This is a genomic window from Polaromonas sp. P1_E12 (assembly GCF_056405975.1).
In genome coordinates this window covers 385,511-411,119 of record NZ_JBFUBB010000007.1, presented here as the reverse complement: position 1 = coordinate 411,119, position 25,609 = coordinate 385,511, and the positions used below count along the sequence as shown (strand labels likewise).

Genomic DNA, 25,609 nt, shown 5'->3' with positions numbered 1-25,609 from the left:
GGTGGGTACTGAGGGCAAGCTGGGCGGGCAGGCCGACGTGCAGGGAGTGGCCGGTACCTGGAAGGATCTGACCGACAACGTGAACTTCATGGCCGGTAACCTGACATCACAGGTGCGAAACATTGCCGACGTGACCAAGGCCGTGGCCGCCGGTGACCTCTCCAAGAAGATCACGGTGGACGTGAAGGGCGAAATCCTCGAACTCAAGGCCACCATCAACACCATGGTGGATCAGCTTCGGTCATTTGCCTCTGAAGTGACGCGGGTAGCACGAGAAGTGGGCACCGAAGGCAAACTGGGCGGGCAGGCCGACGTGCAGGGCGTGGCCGGTACCTGGAAGGATTTGACTGACAACGTGAACTTCATGGCTGGCAATCTGACCAGCCAGGTGCGAGGCATTGCGCGCGTGGTGACGGCCGTGGCCAACGGCGACCTGGAGCGCAAGCTGACCGTGGAAGCCAAGGGCGAGATCGCCGCGCTGGCCGATACCATCAACGGCATGACTGACACCCTGGCCACCTTCGCCGATCAGGTAACCACAGTGGCGCGCGAGGTCGGCGTGGAAGGCAAGCTGGGTGGCCAGGCCAAGGTGCCCGGAGCCGCCGGCACCTGGAAAGGCCTGACGGAGAACGTGAACCAGCTGGCTGCCAACCTGACGACCCAGGTACGCGCCATTGCCGAGGTGGCCACTGCCGTAACGCAAGGTGACCTGACGCGGTCCATCACTGTCGAGGCACTCGGTGAGGTGGCGGCGCTGAAAGACACGATCAATGAAATGATCCGCAACCTCAAGGACACGACCCAGGTCAACACAGAGCAGGACTGGCTCAAAACCAATCTCGCCAAATTCAGCCGGATGCTGCAGGGCCAGAAAGACCTGGTGGCCGTGGGGCATCTGATTCTCTCGGAGCTGGCACCGGTGGTTGGCGCGCAGCAGGCGGAGTTTTATGTGCTGAGCTACACGCACGAGAGGCCGCGCCTGCGTCTCATGGCCAGCTACGCCTCCGAAGGGCAGGGCGCTTACGGCAAGGAAATCGACTTGGGCCAGGGCCTGATAGGCCAGTGCGCTTTCGACAAACAAAAGATCCTGTTGACGTCCTCGCTACCGCAGGGCCTCAAGATATCGTCCGGCCTCACCGAAGTGGCGCCTATGGACATCCTGGTGCTGCCCATCATCTTCGAAGGCCAGGTCCGCGGTGTGGTGGAACTCGCCTCGGTCGAGCGATTCAACCCAACCCACCAGGCTTTCCTGGACCAACTCACGGAGAGTATCGGCATCGTGATCAACACGATTGAAGCGAATATGCGTACAGAGGACTTGTTGACCCAGTCGCAGTCCCTGGCGCAGGAGCTGCAAAGCCGGCAGGAAGAACTGCAGCAGACCAACGAGGAACTGCAGGAAAAGGCCCATCTGCTGGTCCAGCAGAACGACGAGGTGGAGCGCAAGAACCAGGAGGTCGAACAAGCCCGGCAGGCACTGGAAGAAAAGGCCAAGCAGCTTTCGCTCACGTCCAAGTACAAGTCGGAGTTTCTGGCCAATATGTCGCATGAGCTGCGCACACCGCTGAACAGCCTGCTGATCCTGTCCGATCAGCTGTGCAAGAACTCGGAAGGCAACCTGACCAACAAGCAGGTGGAGTTTTCCAAGACCATTCATTCCTCCGGCAACGACCTGTTGATGCTGATCAACGACATCCTGGATTTGTCCAAGATCGAGTCGGGCACGGTGGTGGTGGACGTGAACGAGCTGCGGCTGTCCGATCTGCAGATGTACGTCGAGCGCACTTTCCGCCATGTGGCCGAAGCCAAGAATGTGGATTTCCTGATCACTACCGGGCTGCAGTTGCCGGTTTCCATGGTGACCGACGTCAAGCGCCTGCAGCAAATTCTCAAAAACCTGTTGTCGAACGCCTTCAAATTCACGCACCAGGGTCATGTGGCCCTGGCGATAGAAGAAGCCTTTACCGGCTGGAGTCCGGACAACGAGGAACTCAACCGCGCGCAGCAGGTGCTGGCGTTTTCCGTTACTGACACAGGTATCGGTATTTCCGCCGACAAGCAGCAGATCATCTTTGAAGCCTTCCAGCAGGCTGACGGCAGTACCAGCCGCAAGTACGGCGGCACCGGTCTGGGTTTGGCCATCAGTCGCGAACTCTCGCGCCTGCTGGGCGGCGAAATACGCCTGTCCAGCGCGCCGGGAGAAGGCAGCAGCTTTGTGCTCTACCTGCCGCTGGTCTACGCTTCCACGCGCGCCGCGCGCAAGCAGGGCAGCAGCGCCGAGCAGCGCTTCGAGCCGGCCGCGCCGATCAGCCGCCTGGGTTTCGAGAAGATGGAAGTCGCCTTCGATGATTCCGTTCTGTCTCTGGACACGCACTCTGCGGCCAATGAGGCTGCGGATGACCGGCACACCATCCAGCCGGGCGACTTTGTGCTCCTGATTGTGGAGAACGACCTGGCCTTTGCCAGCTTTTTGCTTGATGCCGCAAGGGCCAAGGGGTTCAAGGGCCTGGTGACGTCGCTGGGGGCCCGCGCCCTCACGCTTGCCGCCGAGTTCAAGCCTTCGGCCATCACGCTGGACATGCATCTTCCCGACATGGAGGGCTGGCGCGTGCTCGAGCGCATCAAGCAGGACTTCAGCGTCAGGCACATTCCGGTTTGCGTGATCTCCACCGACGATTCCAAGGAGCGCGCCTATCGATCCGGCGCCATGGCATTCATTGAGAAACCGATCCCCGCCAGGGAAGTTCTCGACGAAATGCTGGATCAGCTGCACCGTTATGTGTCGCGCCCGGTGCGGCACGTGGTTGTTGCCCTGAAGGACGAAGCGTTGCGTGCCGAGGTCACCAGCCTGCTGGGCGGCAGCCATGTTCAGTGCCTTGCGGTGCCGTCACTGGCGGACGTCAAACCCGAGGACTTCGCCCGCTTCGAATGCGCCGTGATTGATGAGGCGTCACTGGCGAACGGGTTCGACCGCTTGCGAAATGCCTCGCCCGCAGCCTTGGTGCTTGGGCCGCTGCAGGTGGTGGTCTGGCGTGAAGGCATGATCGATGCACAGCTTCAGCCCGCCTGGCAGTCACACGACGGCTACTTTTTCCGCGAAGCCAGGTCCGTCCCCCGGGTGATAGACCTGGCCCTGCATGCCCTGCATGTAAGCGAGGCGCGCATGACGGACAGGCAGCGCAGCACCTTGAGAAACTTCCACGATGCCAACAAGTCACTCGCGGGGAAAAGGGTGCTGATCGTCGACGATGACATGCGCAATATCTTCGCTCTGGCCACTGTGCTGGAGGGGCAGGGCATGGACATCGTCTGGGCTGACAACGGCCACGATGCCATCGCCAAAGTTGCCTCCGATCCGCAGCTCAGCGTGGTACTGATGGACATCATGATGCCGGTGATGGACGGGCTGGTCACCATGCAGGAGATTCGCAAGCTGCCGGCCGGCAAGACCTTGCCCATGATCGCGGTCACGGCCAAAGCCATGAAGGGGGACCGCGAGAAATGCATAGAGGCCGGCGCCTGGGACTATCTCTCCAAGCCCGTCAATACGGAAAACCTGCTGGCCGTGCTGCGTGCCTGGTTGCCCCGGTGAGCGCCGTCCTCATGCCGCAGGAGCCGGCAAACATGCTGAATCCGGACCTGGTCAATATCCTGATCGTCGACGACCTGCCGGAAAAGCACGTTGTCATGAACAGCATCCTGGAAGAACTGGGGCAAAACATCGTCAGCGCCCGCTCGGGCCGGGAGGCTCTGCGCCTCATCCTGCAGATGGAGTTTGCGGTCATCCTGCTGGACGTCAACATGCCCGACATCGATGGGCTGGAGACCGCCAGCATGATCCGGCAGTACAAGAAGACGGCGCAAACGCCCATTGTTTTCATCACGGCCTATGTGGACGAGGAACAGGCCGCCAAGGGTTACGCGCTGGGCGCGGTGGACTACATCTCGTCGCCCGTCGTGCCTGGCGTGCTGCGTTCCAAGGTCAAGGTTTTCGTCGACCTTCACCGCATGAACCGGCAGCTTCAGCAGCAGGCCGTCGAGCGCGAGGCGCTGGCGCGGTCCGAGGCGGCACGCACCGCTGCAGAGGATGCCACGCGGCGCGCCGCCTTCCTGTCGGACGCCAGCCAACGCCTGTCCATGTCCCTCAATATCGATGCCACTGCCCAAGCGCTGGCGGATATCGCCGTACCGGGCCTGGGCGCCATGGCGGCAGTCGCCCTGCTGGACAGCCATGGCGACCTGCACTGCCGCTGCCTCAAGATTGCGGGCGGCCCGGATCCCTCTGCGGGCCCTGTCGTACTCGAATGCCATCGCGAGTTGAGCGCCTCCATGGCGGCGACGGTCCGCAGCGCCATGCTCTCGCGGAAAATAGCGTTTCTGCCCGCAACGGAGCTGTGCGCGGCGTCCACGGCCTCCGCGGTAGCCCCACAGCCTGCCTGGCCGGAGCTGCCGGCGGACCATGAGGAGATGGCGATTTGCCCGCTGGTCGCGCGTGAGCAGATGTTGGGCGCACTCATCCTGTTCGGCAAGGTCGGCGGTTTTGCGCAGGCGGATGCTGCCCTGCTCAGCGAGGTGGTGGGCCGTGCCTCTATTGCCATGGAAAACGCCAGACTCTATACGCTGGTTCAGGAAGCGGATCGCCGCAAGAACGAGTTCCTTGCCATGCTGGCGCACGAGCTCAGGAATCCGCTGGCTCCGATCAGGAACGCAGTGCACATCATCCACAGTTCCCATGTGGTCAACCCGAAAGTTGCATGGGCGCGTGATGTCATTGCCCGGCAGGTCGATCACATGTCACGAATGATCGATGATCTTCTGGACGTCTCGCGGATCGTCAGGGGCAAGGTGACGGTTCATATGGAGCCGGTCCTGCTCTCGACATTGTGCGAGCATGCAGTGGAGGCCAGCAGCCCGCTGCTGGCAGCCAGGAATCAGGAATTGACTGTCCGTCTTCCAGCTGAAGCCGTGGTGCTCCAGGGCGATTTGGTGCGCTTGTCGCAAGTACTTTCCAACCTGCTGAACAATGCCTCCAAGTTCACGGATCAGCATGGAAAGATCGAGCTGAACGCTTCGCTGCAGGAGGAGGGCGTCACCCTGTTCGTATCAGACAACGGCCAGGGCATTGAGCCCGAATTCCTGCCGCATGTATTCGACCTCTTTGCCCAGGGCGACCAGGCCCTGGACCGCGCGCAAGGGGGCCTGGGTATCGGTTTGACACTGGTCAAGCATTTGGTCGAGTTGCACAACGGCAAAGTAGAGGCTTATAGCGAAGGCAAAGGCATGGGAAGCCGGATATCCCTTTATTTTCCGGCGAGGATTTCAGGCAACGATGCCGGTCTTCCCGTGGTGGCTGCGCCGGCGGCCGCCAAACCGGTGGCTGCCGTTCCCCGAAAAGTCCTTGTAGTCGACGATTTATCGGCTTCCGCAGAAACGCTGCAAGTGCTGCTGGAACTGGAAGGTTTTAATGTGAGGATCGCGAATGATGGTGCGTCAGCGCTCCATATCGCCCGGGAATTCGTGCCGGACGTAGTCATCCTCGACATCGGTTTGCCCGGCCTGGACGGCTTTGAGGTTGCCCGCCAGCTGCGCAGTCGCCCGGAATCGAAAACAACGCTGCTGATTGCCTTGACCGGCTACGGCGAAGCCGAAAGCCGGTTGCGCTCCCAACAAGCGGGTTTTGATCATCATGTGGTGAAACCCGCGGACATCGAATCTCTCCTGGCTATGGTGGGCCTGCCGCGAGTGGAAACAAAAGCGATGGGCGAACAATAGCTCGAGACGCAGGTCGAAGAGGGGTGCGGCAAAAAAGCGTGCTTTTTAGCCAAAGGTAACTACCACTCTGATTGGCTGTATTTATCACTTAACATAATATACATCGTAGAACATTACGGGTGCCGCAAAGGTATCTTTGCCTCGCCGATCACATGAGGCCTGCGAAGTGAAGCGCACCGCACGCCTCAATGGGTGATGTTTTTCAGCAGTTCGCTGCGTAGCCTGCTTCAAACTAAAGCGGCGTACTGCTCGTGCTCATTTCGTCTGGGAATCGAGCGCGCGTTCGCGCTGGGCGCGCGTCATCTGACGTGCTTGCCTGGGAGCGGGTGCGGCCGATACAAGCGCGACATTAGTGAGTTGCGGTACGGCACGGCGTACGTCTATCGATGGGCAATTGTTGCTCGTGTCAAAAATCAGATGGCCACTGGGAAAGACGGCGGGCAGCTTTTCGTGGATCTGGTAGCTCATGTCTATGGGCGGCGCCTCACCGGAATAAAGGATCTGGTTGCTGGGGTTATAAACGGTGTAGCACGCCATGGCTGGCGCGGCCAAGGCCGTTAAGGACAGCGCCATTGCGCATTTCAAAGAGGTCATGAGTTTCTCCTGCACGCTCCGGATCAGAGACGTGGCTTAAAGCATATGTCTTATGTGGGTTGCGTCAAGTCGGACGGCGCCGCCACATCGGACCACAACTTTCCCCTACCTCTCTTGAGATCAAATCTGGTGTCAGGCAGGTCGACTCACCAGGTTCCGGCAGGCCTTTTTGCGCGAATGGCTGCCACGATCGCTGCTGCGGCGTCAGGCCGGTTGCCTTGCTCGGCAAACTGCAAGGCCGTCAAACCCAGCTGGTTTTTGAGTTGCGGGTCGGCACCTTCTTCCAGCAGAAGCTTCACGGCGGCAGTTGTGCCATACATGGCTGCCATCATCAGCGGGGTAGTGCCGTTGGGAGACTCGGCATCAATATAGGCGCTGTTTTCCAGCAGCAGGCTGATGATGGCCAGGTGCCCGCCACTGGCGGCGTAATGCAGTGGCGTCCAGCCGGTCTTGTTGACGTCGGCGCCCTGTTTGACCAGCTTCTCAGCCAGGCCCTGATGGTTCTTGAGGGCAGCCAGCATGAGCGCGCTTTCCCCCTTGTCGTTGAGGGTGTTGACGTCGGTCTTGGGCCAGTCAACCAATACCTGCGCTACTCTGAGCGATGGCTCCTTCAGCGCGAGAAAGAGCCCACGCTCGCCTTTTGGGTCAGGTGTGTTGGGATCAAACCCCCGCTGCAGCAGTGCCTGAATAGTGCGGGGATCATCGCGCTTGACGGCGATGAAAAAATCATCGTACGACCCTGCATTTGCCGAAGAAATCCCATAAAAAACAACGGCAATAATTGCTTTCTTAAAGTAATTTATGAGGTTATTTTTCATGCTTTAACCCCGCTGAAAAGCTGCTCGAAATTGCGGCTGGTGGCCTCTGCAATGGCCTGGATGGGTTGTTGGGTGAGCTCCGCGATCTGCTTGGCCACCAGGGGAACATACGAAGGATTATTGGTTTTCCCGCGGTACGGCATGGGCGCGAGGTAGGGGCTGTCGGTCTCAATCAGCATGCGGTCCAGGGGGACAAATCGGGCCACCTCCCGCAAATCCGCCGCATTCTTGAAGGTCAGGATGCCGGAAAAAGAGATGTAAAACCCGAGGTCAAGCGCAGCGCGAGCCACCGCCTGGGTTTCGGTAAAGCAGTGAAAAACTCCAGTGGCGCGGCCCGCTTCTCCAGCGCTACCGCCCTCCTCCTTCAACAAGGCGATGGTGTCGTCGGAAGCACTGCGGGTATGAATCACCAGGGGCTTGCCGGTCTGGCGAGCTGCCCGGATGTGCACGCGAAACCGCTCCCGCTGCCATTCCATGTCCGCTACGGTCCGGTCACCCAGCCGGTAATAGTCGAGCCCGGTCTCGCCAATGCCGACCACTTTGGGCAGGCTGGCGCGTGTCAGCAGGTCGTCCAGGCTGGGCTCTCGGACATCTTCGTTGTCGGGATGCACGCCGACGGTTGCCCAGAAATTGTCGTAGGCCGTGGCCAATCCATGAACAGTTTCGAACTCTTCCAGGGTGGTGCAGATGCACAGCGCCCGGTCAACCTGGGCGGCCTGCATGGCCTGGCGGATTTGCGGCAATTGGGCCTGAAGCTCCGGAAAGCTCAAATGGCAATGGGAGTCAGTGAACATCGCGGTACAAAGTTAGGTATCAAAAAAGGCTGCAAGCCTTATTGGTCTTGCGCAAGCAGCTATAAATACCATAGCAACCACGGCGCTTGCCGATGTGGCCGGCCGTGGCCAGCAGGGCCTAAATGGTCTGTGTGGGGCGGTCGGACGCCAGGTGGGCGCCGAGGATTTCTTCAATCTTGATCTTCAGGAGACGGGATTTATCGTCCGACGGGAACCGGACGCCGACGCCTTGCGTGCGGTTGCCGGCCGCCCTTGCGGGTGTGACCCAGGCCACTTTGCCGGCCACCGGATAGCGCTGCGTATCTTCGGGAAGCGTCAGCAGGACGTAGACGTCGTCGCCCAGCTTGTAGTCGCGTGCAGTCGGAATGAAAACGCCGCCTTCCGTGAACAAGGGAATGTAGGCGGCATAAAGCGCTGCTTTTTCCTTGATGGCCAGCTGGACAACGCTGGGGCGGGCGGTGGCGGCCGAACTGGCGGGCGGTGGTGTGCTCATGGCGCTAGTTTATCGGTTTGCCTGCGAAGGCGTCTGCAATTGCAGCATAAAAGAAACGGTTTAGGTTTATTTCGCATTCAGCGCTGTGCGGGCGCGGCTGACCAGCGATTCAAGCATCAGGCCCGGGTTGTAGGGGTGTTCCACCGTGCGGGCAATGGCCGCCAGCTCTTTGGACCAGCTTGCGAGGGCGTAAAGCCCGCCACCCGTCTTGCCGGCCGCAGCGGGAAGGGCCGCCGGAAGATCGCCCGCGTGAAAAAAACGCGGCGCCGCACCCATGCGCACAGCCAGTACATCGTGGCAAAGCTTTTGCAATGCATCCACAGCCTGCGCTGGCGCCCAGTCCGACAGCGCGCTCACGTCGCCGCGCGCCATGGCTTTGGGCAGGGCCTGCCAATGTTGGGCAGCTTCCGCGGGCGGGTTGTTCTGCGCCCAGCTCAGCGCGTCGGCGGGTCGTCCGCCCGCGGCCACCAGCAAGGTTTGCAATTCGGCGGCTTTTGGCGCTGCCACGGCTTTTTTGGTGCTACCGGCGCTGTCACCTGCCAGCGTGATTTCCTGCTGGAGCCAGCCCAGAGCCTGGTCAAAGTCCGGCCAGACCATGGTGTGGCCCAGGCACCGGCTCCGGATGGTGGGCAGCAACTGGTGCGCGGCCTCGGTGGCCAGGATGAACTTGACGGCGCCTGGAGGCTCTTCCAGTGTCTTTAGCAGGGTATTGGCCGTGACGTTGTTCATGCGCTCGGCCGGGAACACCAGCACCACCTTGGTGGTGCCGCGTGACCGTGTGAACTGGGTGAAAGACACGGCTTCGCGCGCCGCATCGACCTTGATTTCCTTGCTGGGCTTGCGTTTCTTGCTGTCCAGGTCGTCCTGCGTCTTTTCGTCGAGCGGCCAGCCGAGCGCCAGCGACAGGGTTTCGGGCATCAGCATGCAAAGGTCCGCATGCGTGTGTACATCTACCGCGTGGCAACTGCCGCAGTGCCCGCAGGCCCCCTGCGGCGTGGCTTCTTCGCAAAGCCAGGCCCGCGCCAGTGCCAGCGCCAGTTCAAACTGCCCCAAACCCGAAGGTCCGCTCAGGAGCCACGCATGGCCGCGCTGGGCCAGCAGGCTTTCAAGTTGCGCCTGGAGCCACGGCGCCAGGCGCGGGTTGCTGGATCCGGCTGTCGCCGGCAAAGTATCCAGAACGCTCATGACAACCAGCCTTTGGCAATAAACACCTGCTTCACGGCCTGCCAGACTTCATCGCGGCTTTTTGATGCGTCAATGCGGGCGAAACGTTCCGGATGATTTTTCTGCCGGTCCGCGTAGCCTTGCGCCACGCGGCGGAAAAATGCCACCGGCTGCGCCTCGAATTTGTCGGGCAGTCGCGCGCCCGTCAGCCGCCGGGCCGCTTCTTCAGGCGCCAGGTCAAACCATACCGTCAAATGCGGCTCGATCACGGTTTCCACCTCGGGCTTCATGGGTGAATTGCCGGCGGGGTCGCCCAGCAGCCCTTCGTCGGATTGAACCCAACGCTCCAGCGTTGAGAGCAGCTTCAGGTCAAAACCGCGCCCTGCCCCCTGGTAGGCAAAAGTGGCGTCGGTGAAACGGTCGCACAGCACCACGTCACCGCGCAGCAGCGCCGGTGCAATCACGTTCACCAGGTGGTCGCGCCGTGCGGCAAAAATCAGCAAGGCTTCGGTCAGCGGGTCCATGGCGTCATTGAGGACCATGGCGCGCAGTTTTTCGGCCAGCGGCGTACCCCCGGGTTCTCGTGTCAGCGTCACCGCCCTGCCCTCGGCCTTGAAGGCATCGGCCAGCCCGGCAATGTGCGTGGACTTGCCGGCACCGTCTATGCCTTCGAAGCTGATGAAAAGGCCGCTCAGAGGTCTATTACTCATGATGTCATTCGCGTAACGCCAAGCCGCCAACTGAGCGAAAGTGACACGCAAGCCAGGGCCGCGGAACCGGCTTTGCCGGGCCGCAGGCGCAGCGCCCCCTCGGGGGGCAGCGCAGTACGCGAAGCGACAAGCGTGGGGGCCATAGTTATTACTGGCCTCTTATATATTTGTTCACCGCACGGTTGTGCTCATCCAGGCTGCTGCTGAAATGGCTGGTGCCGTCGCCGCGCGCCACAAAATAAATGGCCTTGGTCGGTGCCGGCTGCACGGCGGCCAGCAAGGCAGCTTTGCCCGGCATGGCGATGGGGGTGGGCGGCAGACCGGCGCGGGTGTAGGTGTTGTAGGGCGTGTCAGTCAGCAGGTCGCGTTTTCGCAGGTTGCCGTCGAACTTGTCGCCGAGCCCGTAAATCACGGTGGGGTCGGTCTGCAGCAGCATGCCCAGGCGCAGCCGGTTGGTGAAAACGCCGCCGATCTGGGAGCGGTCCGACGGCTTGCCGGTTTCCTTTTCGACGATGCTGGCCAGGATCAGGGCCTCGTCAGGGGTTTTCAGCGGTGTGTCGGGGTTTCGCAGCGCCCAGGCAGCGTCCAGCCGCTTGTCCATGGCCCGTGACGCGCGCTTGAGCACGGCCAGGTCGCTGGAACCCTTGGCGTAGGTGTAGGTGTCGGGGAAAAAACGGCCCTCGGGGTGCACACCCGGCCTTCCCAGCTTTTGCATGATGACTTCGGGCGCCAGGCCAAGCGTGTCGGGCGCAAGCTGCTCTGCTTTTTGTAGCGCAGCGCGCACCTGATTGAAGGTCCAGCCTTCCACCAGCGTGACGCTTTTGAGGGCTTGATCGCCGCGCACCAGCATGGCGAGCAGCTTTTGCGGCGTGGTGCCGGGCACCAGCTCGTAGCTGCCGGCCTTGATGAGCCGGGCCTGGCCCGAAAAGCGAAACCAGGCATGGAGCAACAGGGCCGGGACATCGGCGCCGCTGGCCACGATGACCTCGGCCACGCCGCTGGCGGGCGTGCCGGGCTCGATTTCAAGGTCTACGACCTGGCTGCCGGGGGCCAGCCGCAGGGGAATCGGCTCGTGCAGCCACCACAAACCCGCGCCAAACAACAGCAGGGTGCCGGCAAATACCAGTATCAACAGACTTGTAAAGACACGACGCACAACCCAGCTACCTTTTCTGTACAGAACACAAAACCTCGAGCCTATGATAATTCAGCCCATCTCCTCATCGAATGTGAACGCCCCATGACCCTGCCTCCTGCCGCTCACCTGATTTCCGGCATCACCGAACTTGCGCACCTGGGTGTCATCCGTGCCTCCGGTGAAGATGCCGTCACGTTTTTGCAGGGCCAGCTGACCCAGGACGTGGCCCAGATGGGGGCCGGCGAAGCGCGCCTGGCGGCTTTCTGCAATGCCAAGGGCCGGATGCAGGCCAGTTTTGTGGTGTTCAAGCGCAGCAGCGATGCCGGCCAGGACGCGCTGCTGCTGTGCAGCCGCGACATCCTGCCCGCCACACTCAAGCGCCTGTCGATGTTTGTGCTGCGTGCCAAGGCCAGACTGACCGATGCCAGCGCCGAATTTGCGCTCTACGGCGTCACCGGATCTGCTATGGATTCGATAGCTGGTGGCGCTCGTCCTGTATGGTCAAAAGCCGATTTTTGTGATGCAAATATGGTGTTTTTGCAGCCCGGCGCGGGCCAGCCGCGTGCGATCTGGTGCGCACCTGCCGCTTCACCCGCTCCCGAAGGCCCACGCATCGACAGCGCCTTGTGGCATTGGCTGGACGTGCAGTCCGGTATCGCGATGATCACGCAGCCCATCTTTGAGGCCTTTGTGCCGCAAATGCTGAATTACGAATCCGTCGGAGGGGTGAACTTCAAAAAGGGTTGCTACCCGGGCCAGGAAATCGTTGCGCGCAGCCAGTTCCGCGGCACGCTCAAACGGCGCGCATACCTTGTCCATACCGCCGGAACACCAACCGTGGGCCAGGAGGTGTTTCACGCCTCGGACGCAGGACAGCCTTGCGGGCTGGTCGCCGCGGCAGCTGCCAATCCTGCTGGCGGCTTTGACGCCATCGTATCGATGCAAACCTCTGCCGCCGCCGATGCCGGAGATGGCCGGTTGACACTGGGAAGCGCCACGGGCGAGTCCCTGAGCCTGCTTCCCCTGCCCTACGCGCTGCTCGAAGACATCTGATGCGCGGCACTGGGGCGTGGGGCTCATGACATGTGCCTGATCGCGTTTGCCATTGGCGTGTCGGAGCGTTGGCCGCTCCTGATTGCGGCCAACCGCGATGAATTCCTGGACCGGCCGACGCTGCCGCTGGCCCGCTGGCAAACCGCTTCGGGGCAAGAAGTCCTCTCAGGCCGCGACTTGCGTGCCGGCGGCACCTGGATGGGCATGACTCCGGGCGGCAGGATCGCTTTTCTCACCAATGTGCGCGGAGCCCGTGCGGATACCGGAGCTCGCTCACGGGGGGAACTGGTAACACGTTGGCTGGAAAGCCGCGATGATGCGGCAGGTTTTGCTTCAGCCCTCGAAGAAGAAGGCGCGGACTACGCAGGCTTTAACCTGGTGGTTGGCGATTTTCAGCGGAACGTCTGGGCCTGGGTGACGAACAAGCCGGCCGTGGTGTCTGGCGCTTCAAGCCTGCATCTTCAGGCTCTGCCACCAGGTCTCTATGGGTTGTCCAATGCGGCACTGGATACGCCGTGGCCCAAAACCCTGGAACTCAAACGCTCCCTCCACGCCGCGCTGATGGCGAGCTCAGGCCTGGAAGCAACGGAGCTTCAGGCATCGCTGTGGTCAGCTCTGGGTAATCGCCAGCGCGCGCCGCGCGAAGACCTTCCAGCCACCGGTGTGCCGTTGGCGCTGGAAGAAGCTCTGTCCAGTGCCTTTGTGGATTTTCCGGACCATGCGTACGGCACACGGAGCAGCACCGTGCTGCTGGCAGCAGCAGATCCAGCCGATCTGTCAACGCGATGGGATGTCCAGGTCGAGGAGCATACGTACGTGAGCCCGTCAGCTGAAGAGTCCAGCCATCACCATCAGCCGGCGTATCCCGTTTCGCACCGGTTCACTGTTCAATGGCAGAAAGCCGCACCCGCTTCTCAGAGCCTGGACCGGTAGTCGGGGGGAATACGCTGACGCGTGGCTTCCTTGTCTTTTTCGGGTGATGCGGCCATGGCCGCCTTGTAGAACATCAACGCCTTCGCGTCATCTTTTTTCCGGATGGCATAGAGGTAGCCCAGTTTGACCAGCCCGTCGACCTGCTGGTCAGGAAAGCTTTTGTTACGCAGTTCCATGCTCTGGATGGCCAGATCCAAGTCGCCGTTTTTCACACCCAGTACCCACCCGGCATCCAGGAGGTCATAGTCATAAATACCTTCTGCCAGGTATTGTTTGGCCAGCTTTTGGGCCTCTGCCGTTCTCCCCGACCGGCTCAGCAGGACGACTTCCAGCGATCGGACTGAAGCCGCTTTCGGCTGGAGGTTCTTGCTGCGCTCCAGGTATTCGAAAGCCTTGTCCATGGCTCCCATCTGGGCATACCCACGGGCAATATTCGTCAGCAGGGCCACCACGTACGGACGCGAAGACACCACAGACTCCCAGATCCAGACGGCGTTTGGCCAGTCGCCCCAGCGCGCCAATTCGTCAGCCACCATCGGCGTCAGCTTGCGGTAGTGGGGATTGATGCGGGTGCCTTCTTTGACCAGCTCCAATATTTCCAGCTTGGTGGCGTTCCAGCGCGGGTTGTTGACATCCCCGGACTGCGTGATGGTTAGTGCCAGTCTGACGGACCTGACGATCCTGCTTTCCGCCATGGCGGCCTGTTGCGATATATAGATCGCCAGCGCGAGGCAAAACATTAAAGTGATGCCCAGCAACTTCGAGTACACAGGCTTCCAGGAAAGTTGTTGGGCGGCAAACTTGCCTTGAACGCCCAGGCGGGCGTCGGAAGCGGTCAGGAACCCCAGCGCCAGTGCAAAGATTGCGTCGGTAGTGGCCATGCGCCAGGGAAAACCGATATTGCTGACGATCAAAAGCGCCAGCAAGCTGGACAGGACAAGCGCACGTTCCGGGGCCTCCTGCAACCACCCGAATCCCCGGTTTCTGAGCGTTTTCCACGCGGCGATGCTGAGATAGCCAAGAAGGGCCAGCAGGAACATCCAGCCCACCAGGCCGTATTCGGCCAGCAACTGAAGGATCTCGTTGTGGACGTAATAGTCGGTTTCAAGTTGCGTGCCATCGGCCTGGTACAGCGGAACATCCACTTCCCAGGCGCCGGCGCCAACGCCTCTTAGCGGATGAGCCTGGATGATCCGCGATGTCGCTTTCCACATCACAAAGCGCACGCCCAAGGAATTGTCATCGACGGAAATTGTTGCCGTACGCTTGAAGGCCCGCTCGAAAGCCGTGTTGCCCCGGGCCTCTGCTGTCAGTTTCGGATTACCGGTCTGGATCAAACCCAAAGCGAGGACGGTGGCCGCCAGAAGCCCGCATGCCAACAATTTTTGACCGAGGTGCCACGAAGAAATCGCCAGTTGCCGGCGGTAGCGCATGGCGATGAGCGGCAGTACGAAGATCAGCAGCAGCCATAACGCCATCAAGGCCCCACGCGTCCCTGTCATCATGAGCGCCACGACGACAAAGCCGTTGGTCAAGGACAGCAGGGATATTTGCAGCGAGTTCCGTGCCCGCATCAGTAGATAGAAGGAGAAAGGAATGGTGCAGACCGCAAATTCGGCAAAAAAGTTACGGTTGACAAAAGTGGACGCTGGATTCGGGCCTTGCGGAAAATAAGTGAAATCAAACCAGAACTGAAGTGCGGTCCAGAGCGAAGCCACGAGGGCGCCCGCATGAATCCCCAGGGCCAAATGAGGCAACCGGTCCCTTGACAGGGTATTGAGCCCCAGCCACAGCAGCAGGCTGAAGACGAACCACCGGATGGCCTCCACGCCACCGAGATAGGCGTGTGACCACCGCATGCTTGCCAGGGCGTAAAACATGAGCGACAGGGGTAACCACATGAGGGCATGCCAACGCAGGGGCTCCTGCCGGTGGCGCTGCTGCCAGAAGAAAATCAGGCCGGCACTGATCGCCGAAAACGACACCATCATGGATTTCAGCGTGTCCTGCAGCATTTCTTCATGAGGCACGCCAATTGCCGGCGTCACAAACATCATGAAAGCAAGAAGCACGGTGATCCAGCCGCCCTGCGCCACCTCTGCAGGCAGGGCCGCCATGGAGTCCGCGCCGGGTGAGTCAGCAGGGTCCAGCTTGGCTACCGTACCTGCGACGGTGGGATGCCCCTGCGCATCGGGGCCGGTTTTTTTGGGGGTCATGAGATCGATCAGCTTTCTGAGTGTTTGAAACAGGCCGCACGCACAGGCGACGGCATGCACCAACAACGCCGTTACGGTGCCCGGACCATCTCAACATGGGAGATGCCGGCTTCTTCGAAAGGCTCACCCCGGGCCTCAAAGCCAAGGCGCCGGTAAAAGCCCTCCGCACTGCGCTGCGCATGCAGCATGACCTCGTGGTCTCCGCGATCCCGGGCGGCGTCCATCAACGCGTTCAAAAGATTTTGGCCAAGGTGAGCTCCGCGCAGCGCCTTGTGCACCGCCATGCGCCCGATCTTCGCCGTGCCATCGGCTTGCCGCACCAGCCGCCCGGTCGCAATGCCCTCTCCCAACCCGTTATAGGCAACGGCGTGCACGGCCGGGTTGTCCGCTTCGTCGCACGCCATCTCCATCGGAATGCCCTGCTCCTGCACAAACACGGCCGTGCGGACCCTGGCCGCGTCGGCGCCCAGGGTGGCCCAATCACCCGTCCTGATGTTCACCATGGCCTCACCGGCCTCAAAGCCCACGAGCAGATTGCGCAGCGCATCTGGCACGGGCCGGGACGTCTGGGTCAGGGGATCGGCAAACACATAGATGAGTTCGCAGGTAATGAGCAGTTCATCGGCCCTGAACACCGCACCTATGAATGTCATGGACGAATTGCCGATGCGTGCGCACTTGAGCGCAACATCGAGCCGGTCATCAAAGCGTGCCGAGCCGTGGTATTCCAGTGTGGCCTTTTTCACGTACAGGTCACCGCCCATTTTGTGCATGGTTTCCTCGTACGGCAGTGCCAGCGCGCGCCAGTAGTCGGTGATGGCAGTGTCGAAGTACATCAGGTAATGCGCGTTGAACACGATTTTTTGCATGTCCACTTCGGCCCAGCGAACCCGCAGCGGGTGAAAAAATCGGAATTCCTGTCGTTTCATGGTTTATTGTCCGAAAGATTGAATGCCAGGCGCAGCGCCCGAGCCGCGTCCGCATGGGCTTGCCGCGCTTCGGGAATGATGCGCCCCATCTTGATGAACTCGTGCGTGACCCCGCGGTAGATTTCCAGGTCGACCGGCACGCCGGCCGCGCGCAGCTTGTCGGCATACATCACCCCTTCGTCGATCAGGGGATCGCACTCTGCCAGGCCCAGCCAGGCAGGGGCCACATCGTCCACATCCGGCGCATTGAGCGGCGCGAAGCGCCAGTCTTCGCGGTCGGCAGGGCTTCGCACATAGTGGTTGAAAAACCAGGTGATATCAGCTTCCTCGAGCACAAAACCACCGGCAAAAAGCCGGTGCGACGGTGTGTCCTGGCGGGCGGCGCAACCGGGGTAAAACAGCAGCTGCAGCGCCAGCGGCAAACCGGCATCGCGGGCCAGGATGGCGCACATGGTTGCCAACGTGCCGCCCGCGCTGTCGCCGCCGACCGCCACACGGGTTTCGTCAAGACCGAGGCTGGTTGACCGTACCGTCAGCCACTGCAGGGCATCCCAGGCATCATGGGCAGCTACAGGAAATTTGTACTCCGGTGCCAGCCGGTAGTCCACGGAAATCACCGCGCAACCTGACAGGTGGCTGAGCTGCCGGCACAGCACGTCATGCGTTGCCACACTTCCGATGGTGAAGCCGCCGCCATGAAAGTAAAGCAGCACCGGCAGGCGGTCAGTTGAGGAGGCGTAGAGGCGCGCAGGCAGGCTGTAGCCATCCCTGGCGGGAATGAGCAGGTCTTCGACTCGCGTCAAGGCCGGCTTGGGAATTTCCAGCACGCCGGCACCTGCCTCGTATGCCGCTTTGGCCCCTGTGGGGGTGAGCGTATGAAACGGTGGGCGCCTGGCCCGTGCCATGCGGCTGAGTACATTCCGCATCGCGGGAGTCAGCAAGTCTTCAGGGGAGGTGCGGCGCATTTATTTGAATGTTACCGACACAGGCTGCGCTCCGGCCAGTCCCTGGTAAGTCGCTGTGGCGGTCAACCCTGCCTTGGGGGGTAGCAGGGGTGAAAACGAGCCCAGGCTGATCAAATCGCCTGGCTTCATGGCAAGACCTTCCTTGGCCAGGGCGCCGGCTAACCAGACGACTGCGTTGAGGGGATGACCGAGGATGTCGCTGCCCTTGCCTCTTCCCAGTTCTGCACCGCTGCCGTCTGCAAGCACGACGGTCATGTTTTCCAGCATGCCCAGCATGGCGTAGCGCTCTGCCCTCGTCACGGGCACGGCCAAGGGCGTACCGGCCACACCGAACCGGGCACCGACATTGATGGCACTGACCGCCGGGCCATTGAGCCGGGGTGGCGCCTGCACGACCAGGTCGGGCAATTCGATAAAGGGAATGATCTGGTCAACGGCTTCAAGCACGTCCCGGGGTGTCCGGGCCTGGTTGATGGCTGCACTTTTGACACGCACCAGCATGTCGGCCTCAAAAAGCGGACGCGCGCCAAAGGCCGCATCGACCACAAACCCGCCGGGCAGCACCATGCCCTCATACAGCTTGCCCCACACGGGTTGGTCGTAGTTGAAGCGTTTTTGTACCGCCGGGTTGGTAAGGCCTGCCTTGTAGCCGACCACTTTGCCGTGGCGTTTTTCCAGCAGCGCATTGAGTTTGGCGCGGGTACAAGCGCCATCGGCTTCGTTGAGACCTTCCGGGTTTGCCGCAGGCTGTCTGGCGGCGATCTTTTCGGCCAGGTCGCCGACTTGCGCATCGCTCAGACATTCGGCCCTGGCCTGAAGAGCCGCTATCGCCAAGGTGACCAGCATCAGGGTTTGCTTGCAATTCATGGGCATCTCCAGCTATTAAAGTAGGGCCAAGCCGATTGGGGCAACCGATTGGGGCAAGATGGGCGGCACGGGAAAACCGCCCAGCATCGTACAACGCGAAAGACAGCAAAACCATGGCCTTTATCTATTACGTCACCCAGATCCAGTTTGAATTCGGCGCGATCAAATTGCTCAAGCAGGAATGTGAGCGTGTCGGCATCACCCGTCCGCTCATCGTCACCGACCCCGGTGTCAAGGCTGCAGGTATTTTGCAAAAAGCGATTGACGCGCTGCCCGGTGTGCAGGTGACGGTGTTTGACCAAACCCCTTCGAATCCCACCGAGGCAGCCGTTCGCGCAGCCGCCGCGCTGTACAAGTCCGCCGGCTGCGACGGCCTGATCGCGGTCGGTGGTGGCTCAGCCATTGATTGCGCCAAAGGCGTGGCGATTGCCGCAACCCATGAAGGCCCGCTCACGACCTACGCCACCATTGAAGGCGGTTCACTGAAAATCACGGACCGCGCGGCCCCGCTGATTGCCGTACCCACCACCAGCGGCACCGGCAGCGAAGTCGCCCGCGGGGCCATCATTATTGTGGATGACCACCGCAAGCTTGGGTTTCATTCCTGGCATCTGGTGCCGAAAACGGCGATTTGCGATCCGGAACTCACATTGGGCCTGCCGGCCAAACTGACAGCGGCCACCGGCATGGACGCGATTGCGCATTGCATGGAGACCTTCATGTCAGCCGCCTTCAACCCGCCGGCCGACGGCATCGCGCTGGACGGCCTGGAACGCGGCTGGGCCCATATCGAACGGGCCACGCGCGATGGCAGTGACCGGGACGCCCGCTTCAACCTGATGAGCGCCTCCATGCAAGGGGCCATGGCGTTCCAGAAAGGACTGGGCTGCGTGCATTCGCTGAGCCACAGCCTGGGCGGAGTCGACCCGCGCCTGCACCACGGCACGCTGAATGCCATGTTTCTGCCTGTGGTCGTCGACTTCAATGCGGCCGCCGAATCGGTGCAGAAGGACCGGCGCCTCGACCGCATGGCGCGTGCCATGGGCTTTGCTTCGGGCACCGACATTCCGGATGCCATCCGCGAGATGAACGCACGGCTGGGGTTGCCTGACGGCCTCGCAGCAATGGGCGTGCAGCCGCAAAGTTTCGGCAGGATCATCGACGGCGCGCTGGCTGACCATTGCCATAAGACCAATCCACGCATCGCCGACATGAATGATTACCGCCTCATGCTCGAAAAATCGATGTAGCGCAGGGTTGGGGGGAAAATACGTTCTGCCCAGCTTCCAAGGTTTGCTTGAATTGCCAATTTCAAAATTTCTGCGTTTTTTGACAGTCGGCCTGCTCAATACCGGTTTCGGTTACGGACTGTTCGCAATTCTGAGCTTGCTTGGCATGCCATATCCCGTAGCGATCGGACTGGCGACCGTTGCCGGGATCGCGTTTAACTTTCAGACCACCGGTCGACTCGTATTCGACGGCGCACCCCGCAGCAGGCTCATGCGTTTTGTCGCGGTTTATGTCCTGATTTACGGGCTTAATGTGGGCGGGGTTGCACTTTTGCTGGCGGCAGGTCTCAATCTTTATTCCGCCAACGCGATAGTCCTGCTCCCGCTTGCATTGATCGCCTATAAGATGCAACAGAAATTCGTCTTCGCCATGCCATGAAAAAAATCACAGTAGTCACCCCTTGCTATAACGAAGAGGACAACGTCGAAGAGGTCTATGCGCAAACTCGCGCGGTGTTTGGTGAAATCGAGGGCGTCAGTTACGAACACCTGTTTATCGATAACTGTTCGACTGATCGTACCGAAGCGCTGCTACGCAAACTGGCAGCCGCCGACCCGAAGGTCAAGGTCATCCTGAACGCGCGCAATTTCGGCCATATCCGCTCACCCTACTATGGACTGCTGCAGGCGACTGGCGACGCTGCGATCCTGCTGGTGGCAGACCTGCAAGATCCGCCGGCACTTATGAAAGATTTTGTCGCGCACTGGCTTGACGGCGAAAAAATCGTTGTCGGCGTGAAACCAAGCTCCGAAGAGTCCTCGCTGATGTTCTCGCTGCGCCGCCTTTATTACCGTACCGTCACAAAGATCGCCGACGTCAAGCTGATCCAGAATTTCACGGGCTTCGGCCTGTACGACCACAAGGTACTGGAGGTCCTGCGACGCATCGACGATCCATATCCTTATTTGCGCGGCCTTGTTTCCGAGGTTGGTTACGAGGCGGTGCAAATCCCCTATAACCAGCCGCGGCGCCTGCGGGGCATTACCAAAAACAACTTCTATACGCTCTACGATATTGCGATGCTCGGCATCACCTCTCACTCGCGCGTGCCGTTACGGCTCGCAACGATGATCGGTTTTGCTCTGTCGGGCTTGAGCTTGCTGGTCTCCCTCGTCTATCTGTTACTCAAACTGCTGTTCTGGAACCAGTTTTCGATGGGCACGGCACCGGTACTGATAGGCGTGTTCTTTTTCGCATCGGTACAGCTGTTTTTTATAGGCTTGCTCGGAGAATATGTCGGCGCGATCCTGACCCATGTCATGAAACGTCCGCTCGTCGTCGAACGTGAACGCATTAATTTCGATGATTAAGGCGGCCGAGGCTGGCCGCGCCGGACCGACAACCCCATTCGGTAGCGTAATTTTCTGGACCGTGTTCGCGCTGCTGCTCGGACCTGCACCAATCTGGCTGTCGTCGACTGAAATGTGGGATGGTGTCATCGGCGCCCACGCTCTGGCCAATCACGACTGGGCCACGCTCAGAAGCTGGCTGCTCGACAGCAACTGGTACCTGACCTACGGCCTCTTTTACCTCGCCGATGCGCTTCAGCCATTGCTGCCACCCTGGATATTTTTCAAGCTCTGGATCATCTTGATGGCGCTCGGTATCGCCTGGGAAGTACGCCGCCTTGGGGAGGACGTCTTTAACATTGAACCGGCGGTTGCCGCATGGTTGCCTGCCGTCGTATTGAGCTTCCCGCTCTGGTATGTTTTCTTCAGCTACACGCCAATGCTCGGCCATATCACCTGCGTGTTTCTCGCATTGGCGGGCTACCGTTTGTTCCACGCGCCCGGACGCATGCAAGCCAGTCTCGGGCTGCTGCTGGTGCTGCTGTCGTTCCAGCTCGCATCGAACTGTGCTTTTTTGATCGCGCTGGAATCCGGTCGCTGGCTGTTTGCCCGTGACAGGTCCCGCTGGAACTATGTCCGCTCGGTGATTCTGGTGTTCGCTGCGATTGCCGCGTTTGCCGCTACGCGGGTGATCTGGCGGCCAGTCGGCGCGTACATCGCTTACAACCAGTTTCTCGATCCCCTCGCATTGAGCAGCATGCTGAGTTACCTCAAATATCTGGCACTGTTCGCAACCTGGTTCCTGCTGCTACTGCCTTTGTTGCCCGGCCTCGTGGCGAGCTGGCATCGCCGGGCTGCCGGCGAGAAGTCGTTCGGTACCGCGCTGCGAGCCGGTTGGCGGCCGATGGCGCTACTGGGATTGCTCGCGCTGGCGGCCATGGCCCCCTATGTGGTGGTCGGGCTCGGCTCCCCGTTGTTTGTCGTTCATTTGCCGTCGCCGACTTCCGTCTCCGCGGTGCTCGCGACGGCCTCAAGCCAGGCGCCGTTGAGCTTTTGGTACGGCGAATGGGGTGCGCGGCATCTATTGCTACCGATGGTTGTCATTGCGCTGTTTGCGGGCTGCTGCGTCGCACTGGTCCAACGCGCGACGGTGCCGGGCGCGACACTGCGCGGCGCCCTGGTACTGATGATCGCGGTGAACCTCCTGATCGGCATGGCTGGCCACTGGAAAAAACTTGAACGAATCGCGCAGGAGCACGGCATCGTCAAAGCATTGGCGGCGCGGCCGGCGCCGCCCGGCGGTGAGGTTGACCTGATTGTCGATGCGCATGCCGGTTACCTCGGCCGGGTCTATGAGGCGAACGACCTGCTGTTGCGAGCCTACGGCGAAACACGCTGGTCGGCACACCTGCTGCCCGAGGTTCCGGCCATACAAGCCTGGAGCGAAAAAACACGCCGCGAGCTGGCCGAACAAGCGCCAGCCTCGCGAGCCGCAAGCGACCGGCTCAATCTCATGGTCGGCTACGACTGGAATCGGCATTGCCGCAGCACGGTGCGGCTTCAGTTGGCTGATCTTGGTGTCTGGGATGTGTTGTGGCGAGCCGAACACCAGCGTGCGACATTGCCGGCAGCGACCGTCAGAGCCGTGTCGAGCGACTGCCCGGACGCCGGCTCCGCCTGGCGCTGAGCTCCCGCTGGGGGTGCGCCAGGTCGCACCCGCCCACCATGTCTCTATCTGCCAAATCGGACCCACCCGATGTATGCGCCACCCCATCAGTTCAGAAGCATCGCGAAGTGCGGGCAATGATGAGGTCCCACCGCTCTCGTAGCGCCGGGAATGCGGTGGACGCCGGGCTGAAGTTGCCTTCGCGCAGCATCACTCGCAATTCGGGCCAGATCAGTAGCTAGCAGCCAGGCTGCGTTCTGGCCGAAGAATCAGTCGCAAAATCATTTAATTACTTTTTATAACCATAAATGTCATTGTTGACAAGAGACTATTTACTTATTTTTTATAACTAAAACCCCATTAACCTCATGCAGTGATTAGCGATTTCACGCGGTGTTTGCTGTCCGCAAACAACAGTGCATGGGACCTGTAGGGCTGCGTCGAATCGATAAGCACGCTTATATCAACAACATTAGGAGACCTGATGAAGACCAAACTATTTGCACTTTCCGTGCTGTCCGCTGCCAGTTGCGCCGCTCAGGCCCAAAGCTCCGTCACGCTGTATGGCGTGGTTGATACCTATTTGGAAGTCGCGTCTGCCGGCAACGGCAATGTGACACGCGTCTCCAGCGGGGGTGCCATGGGTTCACGTTTCGGGTTTCGCGGTACGGAAGACCTCGGCGGCGGCCTGAAGGCGAATTTCGTGCTGGAGGCCGGCTTTTTAACAGACACAGGCACTGGCACAGGTACTGCGACCATCCCCACCAGCACTGTGCCGACTGGGGCTAGTTACATGTTTCAGCGCCTGGCGACCGTGGGCTTGAGTGGTGACTTCGGCGCCGTCAACATCGGCCGCCAGTACACGCCGCATTTTGGAACCATGGCGGCTTTTGACCCCGCCGGATTCACGATGTCCGGCGCCCTGAACTATTACGCGGGGCCGGGCGTAGGCATCAACGGTGGCTCGCTCTCTGACGCCACCACCCGCCGGGACAACTCCATCCAGTACACAACGCCGACCTGGAGCGGTTTCAAGGCCAATGTGTTTTATGCTTTCGGCGAATCGACCGGCGCGGGCGGCCAACCCAAGTCCACCGGCAACGTGCTCAACATCGCAGCCGGCTACAGCAGCAGCACGCTTGCGGCGCAAGTCAGCTACCTGACGGAAAAAACCATCTACATAGTCGGCAATACCGATAAATACACTGATGTCGCCGTCTCCTACGATTTCGGGTTCATCAAGCCGTCTGCCATCTTTGTACGTCGTCGCGGCGACACGACTGGTGCGCCCGCGCTCGACGCTTACCAGATCGGCGCCTCGGCACCTGTCGGCGTAGGCAAGCTGATCGCCACCTACGGCCAGCTCAAAAACAAGACCACGGCGAATTCGGATTCCAAGGCCATAGGCCTGCGCTACGACTATCCGCTGTCCAAGCGAACCACGATCTACGGCGGCGCGACCAGGATCAGCAACCAGGCCAACGCAGGCTACACCATCAGCGGCGGCGGTGGCAGTTCGGCTGGCCTGGCGCTCTCGGCGGTCGGCCAAAGCCCGAAGTCGCTGTACGCGGGTATTGCACACGTGTTTTGAGGCTTCCGCTCCAGGCTGAGGTGCCTGGCAGCGATCTGGAATCGCCGTATGACGTGCCACGTCATGCGGCTTTTTTATGAGCGCCTCGCCGGGGAAACACCGCATCGAGGCGCGCATTCCGGCCGGTTCATGGCCGGTTCATAAATGATGAACCAGCTTCATGTCCGGATGTTCCAGCCACCGGGCATATTCCTCCGCAAGCTGCCCGGCTTTCGATGTGGCCTGCGACCATGCGCGTATGCGTGCGTGGATATCGGGGCCGTAGCGCATGAAGTCCGCGCGGTCCGGAAGCTTGCCGCCGGGCAAGGTTTTGATCCACTCCGGGTTGGGGGCGAGCAACACCATGTTGTCCAGAAAATGTGTGGCTCCGTGCCGCCACTTCAGGCCCTTGTCGAGCCAGCCAGGCACCACGGCCCTCTGGAAATGCGGGTACAGCACCAATCCCGGCGATGACCCCGCCTCCCCTGCCGTGCCCCCGCGGTGATAGTTCAGGTGCAGGTGGTAGTCGGTGATGCCGCCGTCCCAGTAGGCGCCGGGCGGCGCGCCGGGGATGTTGTGCACGGAGCGCAGCACAAAAGGGATGGAGCAGCTGGCCTGAAGTGCCGGCTGAAAATTGGCTTCGTCCATCGGCACCTGGCGGGTCCGGTAGTCGGCAGTTGAAAACGGCAGGGAGGCGTTCTGCGTGGAAAACACGACGCGCTCCAGCCATGCGCCCATGGCCTTGCGGTGCAGGCTGTTGGTGAGGAACGCGCCAAAGTAGCCCAGCGGCGTGGCCACCTTGTGCTCACGGCCCAGCATGTGGCGGCCACGCGAGGTGACGATGTGCAGCCGATAGCGGGGATGGCCAATCACTTCCTTCACCCTGCCCCCGTAGAAAACCTTCAGGCTCTGGCCGAACTGCTCACTGACGGCGTCGGCGGTCGGGCGCTTCTGCCCGGGCTTGAGTTCGTAATGCTGGTGGATGTAATCGGTTTCGAGGCGCTGGAATGCGGCCTCAGGGTTGTCCAGGCAGGCCGTGGCCATGCGCCATGCGCCTATGGACGCGCCGACCAGGTCCACCGGATGGCTGCTTTGCGCCAGCCAGTCACCAAAGATAAAGCGGTCCAGTGCGCCAAGGATCAAGCCCTTGGGCCCGCCCGCCGCCCCGGGTACGACGGCAATGTCTGCTGGCCTGAGGCCGTTTTGCTCGATATGCCGGCGTGCCTTGGGACCGGCGTAAATGCGGAGGGCTTGCATGGGGGTAGATGGTTGCTATTATTTTGATAGCTGGTTGCGCCCGCCAGTCAAGCGGCAGGGCCTGATTTAACCTTAAAAACGGGTCAATTCA

21 protein-coding genes are annotated in these 25,609 nt (G+C 60.9%); 9 read left to right on the top strand and 12 right to left on the bottom strand.

Annotated features, from left to right (window positions below):
- Together AC1D13_RS20195 and AC1D13_RS20190 are read left to right on the top strand one after the other, a co-directional pair.
- On the top strand, positions 1–3,592 hold a 3,592-nt coding region (locus AC1D13_RS20195), incomplete at its 5' end, for a response regulator (RefSeq protein ID WP_477690177.1).
- Between the two features lie 32 nt (positions 3,593–3,624).
- Positions 3,625–5,772 (top strand): response regulator, encoded by a 2,148-nt coding sequence (locus AC1D13_RS20190; protein ID WP_477690176.1) that lies wholly within the window; start codon positions 3,625–3,627, stop codon positions 5,770–5,772.
- Between the two features lie 255 nt (positions 5,773–6,027).
- Here AC1D13_RS20190 and AC1D13_RS20185 read toward each other — a convergent pair whose 3' ends face one another.
- The 7 genes from AC1D13_RS20185 to mltG all read right to left on the bottom strand — a co-directional run bounded on the left by AC1D13_RS20185 (position 6,028) and on the right by mltG (position 11,501).
- Positions 6,028–6,366 (bottom strand): hypothetical protein, encoded by a 339-nt coding sequence (locus tag AC1D13_RS20185; protein ID WP_457280898.1) that lies wholly within the window; start codon positions 6,364–6,366, stop codon positions 6,028–6,030.
- A 146-nt stretch (positions 6,367–6,512) separates the two neighbouring features.
- Positions 6,513–7,184: an ankyrin repeat domain-containing protein gene (locus AC1D13_RS20180; RefSeq protein WP_477666022.1), complete on the bottom strand. Its 672-nt coding sequence runs from the start codon at positions 7,182–7,184 to the stop codon at positions 6,513–6,515.
- Positions 7,181–7,978, bottom strand: coding sequence for a TatD family hydrolase (locus AC1D13_RS20175; RefSeq protein ID WP_457280896.1), 798 nt, complete (start codon positions 7,976–7,978; stop codon positions 7,181–7,183). Before AC1D13_RS20175 ends, AC1D13_RS20180 begins: the two co-directional genes overlap by 4 nt.
- 118 nt (positions 7,979–8,096) lie before the next feature.
- Positions 8,097–8,471, bottom strand: a complete 375-nt coding sequence (locus AC1D13_RS20170; RefSeq protein WP_457280895.1) for a PilZ domain-containing protein — start codon at positions 8,469–8,471, stop codon at positions 8,097–8,099.
- A gap of 66 nt (positions 8,472–8,537) precedes the next feature.
- Entirely contained in the window at positions 8,538–9,656 is a 1,119-nt protein-coding gene (locus AC1D13_RS20165; RefSeq protein ID WP_457280894.1) for a DNA polymerase III subunit delta', read from the bottom strand.
- The gene (gene tmk, locus AC1D13_RS20160; RefSeq protein WP_457280893.1) at positions 9,653–10,345 is read right to left on the bottom strand and encodes a dTMP kinase; all 693 of its coding nucleotides are present in this window, start codon (positions 10,343–10,345) and stop codon (positions 9,653–9,655) included. The genes AC1D13_RS20165 and tmk overlap by 4 nt, the downstream gene beginning before the upstream one ends.
- Before the next feature lie 148 nt (positions 10,346–10,493).
- Positions 10,494–11,501, bottom strand: coding sequence for an endolytic transglycosylase MltG (gene mltG, locus AC1D13_RS20155; protein ID WP_457280892.1), 1,008 nt, complete (start codon positions 11,499–11,501; stop codon positions 10,494–10,496).
- An 84-nt stretch (positions 11,502–11,585) separates the two neighbouring features.
- Between mltG and ygfZ the strand changes: the two genes are divergently transcribed.
- Together ygfZ and AC1D13_RS20145 are read left to right on the top strand one after the other, a co-directional pair.
- On the top strand, positions 11,586–12,536 hold the full coding sequence (ygfZ, locus tag AC1D13_RS20150) for a CAF17-like 4Fe-4S cluster assembly/insertion protein YgfZ (RefSeq protein WP_457280891.1): 951 nt from the start codon (positions 11,586–11,588) through the stop codon (positions 12,534–12,536).
- Between the two features lie 30 nt (positions 12,537–12,566).
- Complete coding sequence (locus AC1D13_RS20145) at positions 12,567–13,469, top strand: NRDE family protein (protein WP_457280890.1); 903 nt, start codon at positions 12,567–12,569, stop codon at positions 13,467–13,469.
- Here AC1D13_RS20145 and AC1D13_RS20140 read toward each other — a convergent pair.
- The 4 genes from AC1D13_RS20140 to AC1D13_RS20125 all read right to left on the bottom strand — a co-directional run bounded on the left by AC1D13_RS20140 (position 13,451) and on the right by AC1D13_RS20125 (position 18,446).
- Entirely contained in the window at positions 13,451–15,685 is a 2,235-nt protein-coding gene (locus tag AC1D13_RS20140) for an O-antigen ligase family protein (RefSeq protein ID WP_477690175.1), read from the bottom strand. The genes AC1D13_RS20145 and AC1D13_RS20140 overlap by 19 nt on opposite strands.
- Positions 15,686–15,756: 71 nt before the next feature.
- Complete coding sequence (locus AC1D13_RS20135) at positions 15,757–16,614, bottom strand: YbgC/FadM family acyl-CoA thioesterase (protein WP_457280888.1); 858 nt, start codon at positions 16,612–16,614, stop codon at positions 15,757–15,759.
- Complete coding sequence (locus AC1D13_RS20130; RefSeq protein WP_477690174.1) at positions 16,611–17,579, bottom strand: alpha/beta hydrolase; 969 nt, start codon at positions 17,577–17,579, stop codon at positions 16,611–16,613. Before AC1D13_RS20130 ends, AC1D13_RS20135 begins: the two co-directional genes overlap by 4 nt.
- Positions 17,580–18,446 carry a 2-keto-4-pentenoate hydratase gene (locus AC1D13_RS20125; protein ID WP_477690173.1) on the bottom strand — a complete coding sequence of 289 codons (867 nt, stop codon included), beginning with the start codon at positions 18,444–18,446 and terminating at the stop codon, positions 17,580–17,582.
- A gap of 113 nt (positions 18,447–18,559) precedes the next feature.
- Between AC1D13_RS20125 and AC1D13_RS20120 the strand changes: the two genes are divergently transcribed.
- The 5 genes from AC1D13_RS20120 to AC1D13_RS20100 all read left to right on the top strand — a co-directional run bounded on the left by AC1D13_RS20120 (position 18,560) and on the right by AC1D13_RS20100 (position 24,282).
- Positions 18,560–19,696, top strand: coding sequence for an iron-containing alcohol dehydrogenase (locus AC1D13_RS20120; protein WP_457280885.1), 1,137 nt, complete (start codon positions 18,560–18,562; stop codon positions 19,694–19,696).
- The gene (locus AC1D13_RS20115) at positions 19,662–20,114 is read left to right on the top strand and encodes a GtrA family protein (RefSeq protein WP_477690172.1); all 453 of its coding nucleotides are present in this window, start codon (positions 19,662–19,664) and stop codon (positions 20,112–20,114) included. The genes AC1D13_RS20120 and AC1D13_RS20115 overlap by 35 nt, the downstream gene beginning before the upstream one ends.
- Positions 20,111–21,046, top strand: a complete 936-nt coding sequence (locus AC1D13_RS20110; protein WP_457280883.1) for a glycosyltransferase family 2 protein — start codon at positions 20,111–20,113, stop codon at positions 21,044–21,046. The genes AC1D13_RS20115 and AC1D13_RS20110 overlap by 4 nt, the downstream gene beginning before the upstream one ends.
- Complete coding sequence (locus tag AC1D13_RS20105; protein ID WP_477666016.1) at positions 21,021–22,712, top strand: hypothetical protein; 1,692 nt, start codon at positions 21,021–21,023, stop codon at positions 22,710–22,712. Before AC1D13_RS20110 ends, AC1D13_RS20105 begins: the two co-directional genes overlap by 26 nt.
- 463 nt (positions 22,713–23,175) lie before the next feature.
- Positions 23,176–24,282 carry a porin gene (locus AC1D13_RS20100; protein ID WP_457280881.1) on the top strand — a complete coding sequence of 369 codons (1,107 nt, stop codon included), beginning with the start codon at positions 23,176–23,178 and terminating at the stop codon, positions 24,280–24,282.
- A 138-nt stretch (positions 24,283–24,420) separates the two neighbouring features.
- Here the strand turns inward: AC1D13_RS20100 and AC1D13_RS20095 are convergent, their stop codons facing one another.
- Positions 24,421–25,518, bottom strand: a complete 1,098-nt coding sequence (locus tag AC1D13_RS20095) for a patatin-like phospholipase family protein (RefSeq protein ID WP_477666015.1) — start codon at positions 25,516–25,518, stop codon at positions 24,421–24,423.
- Positions 25,519–25,609 lie beyond the last annotated feature (91 nt).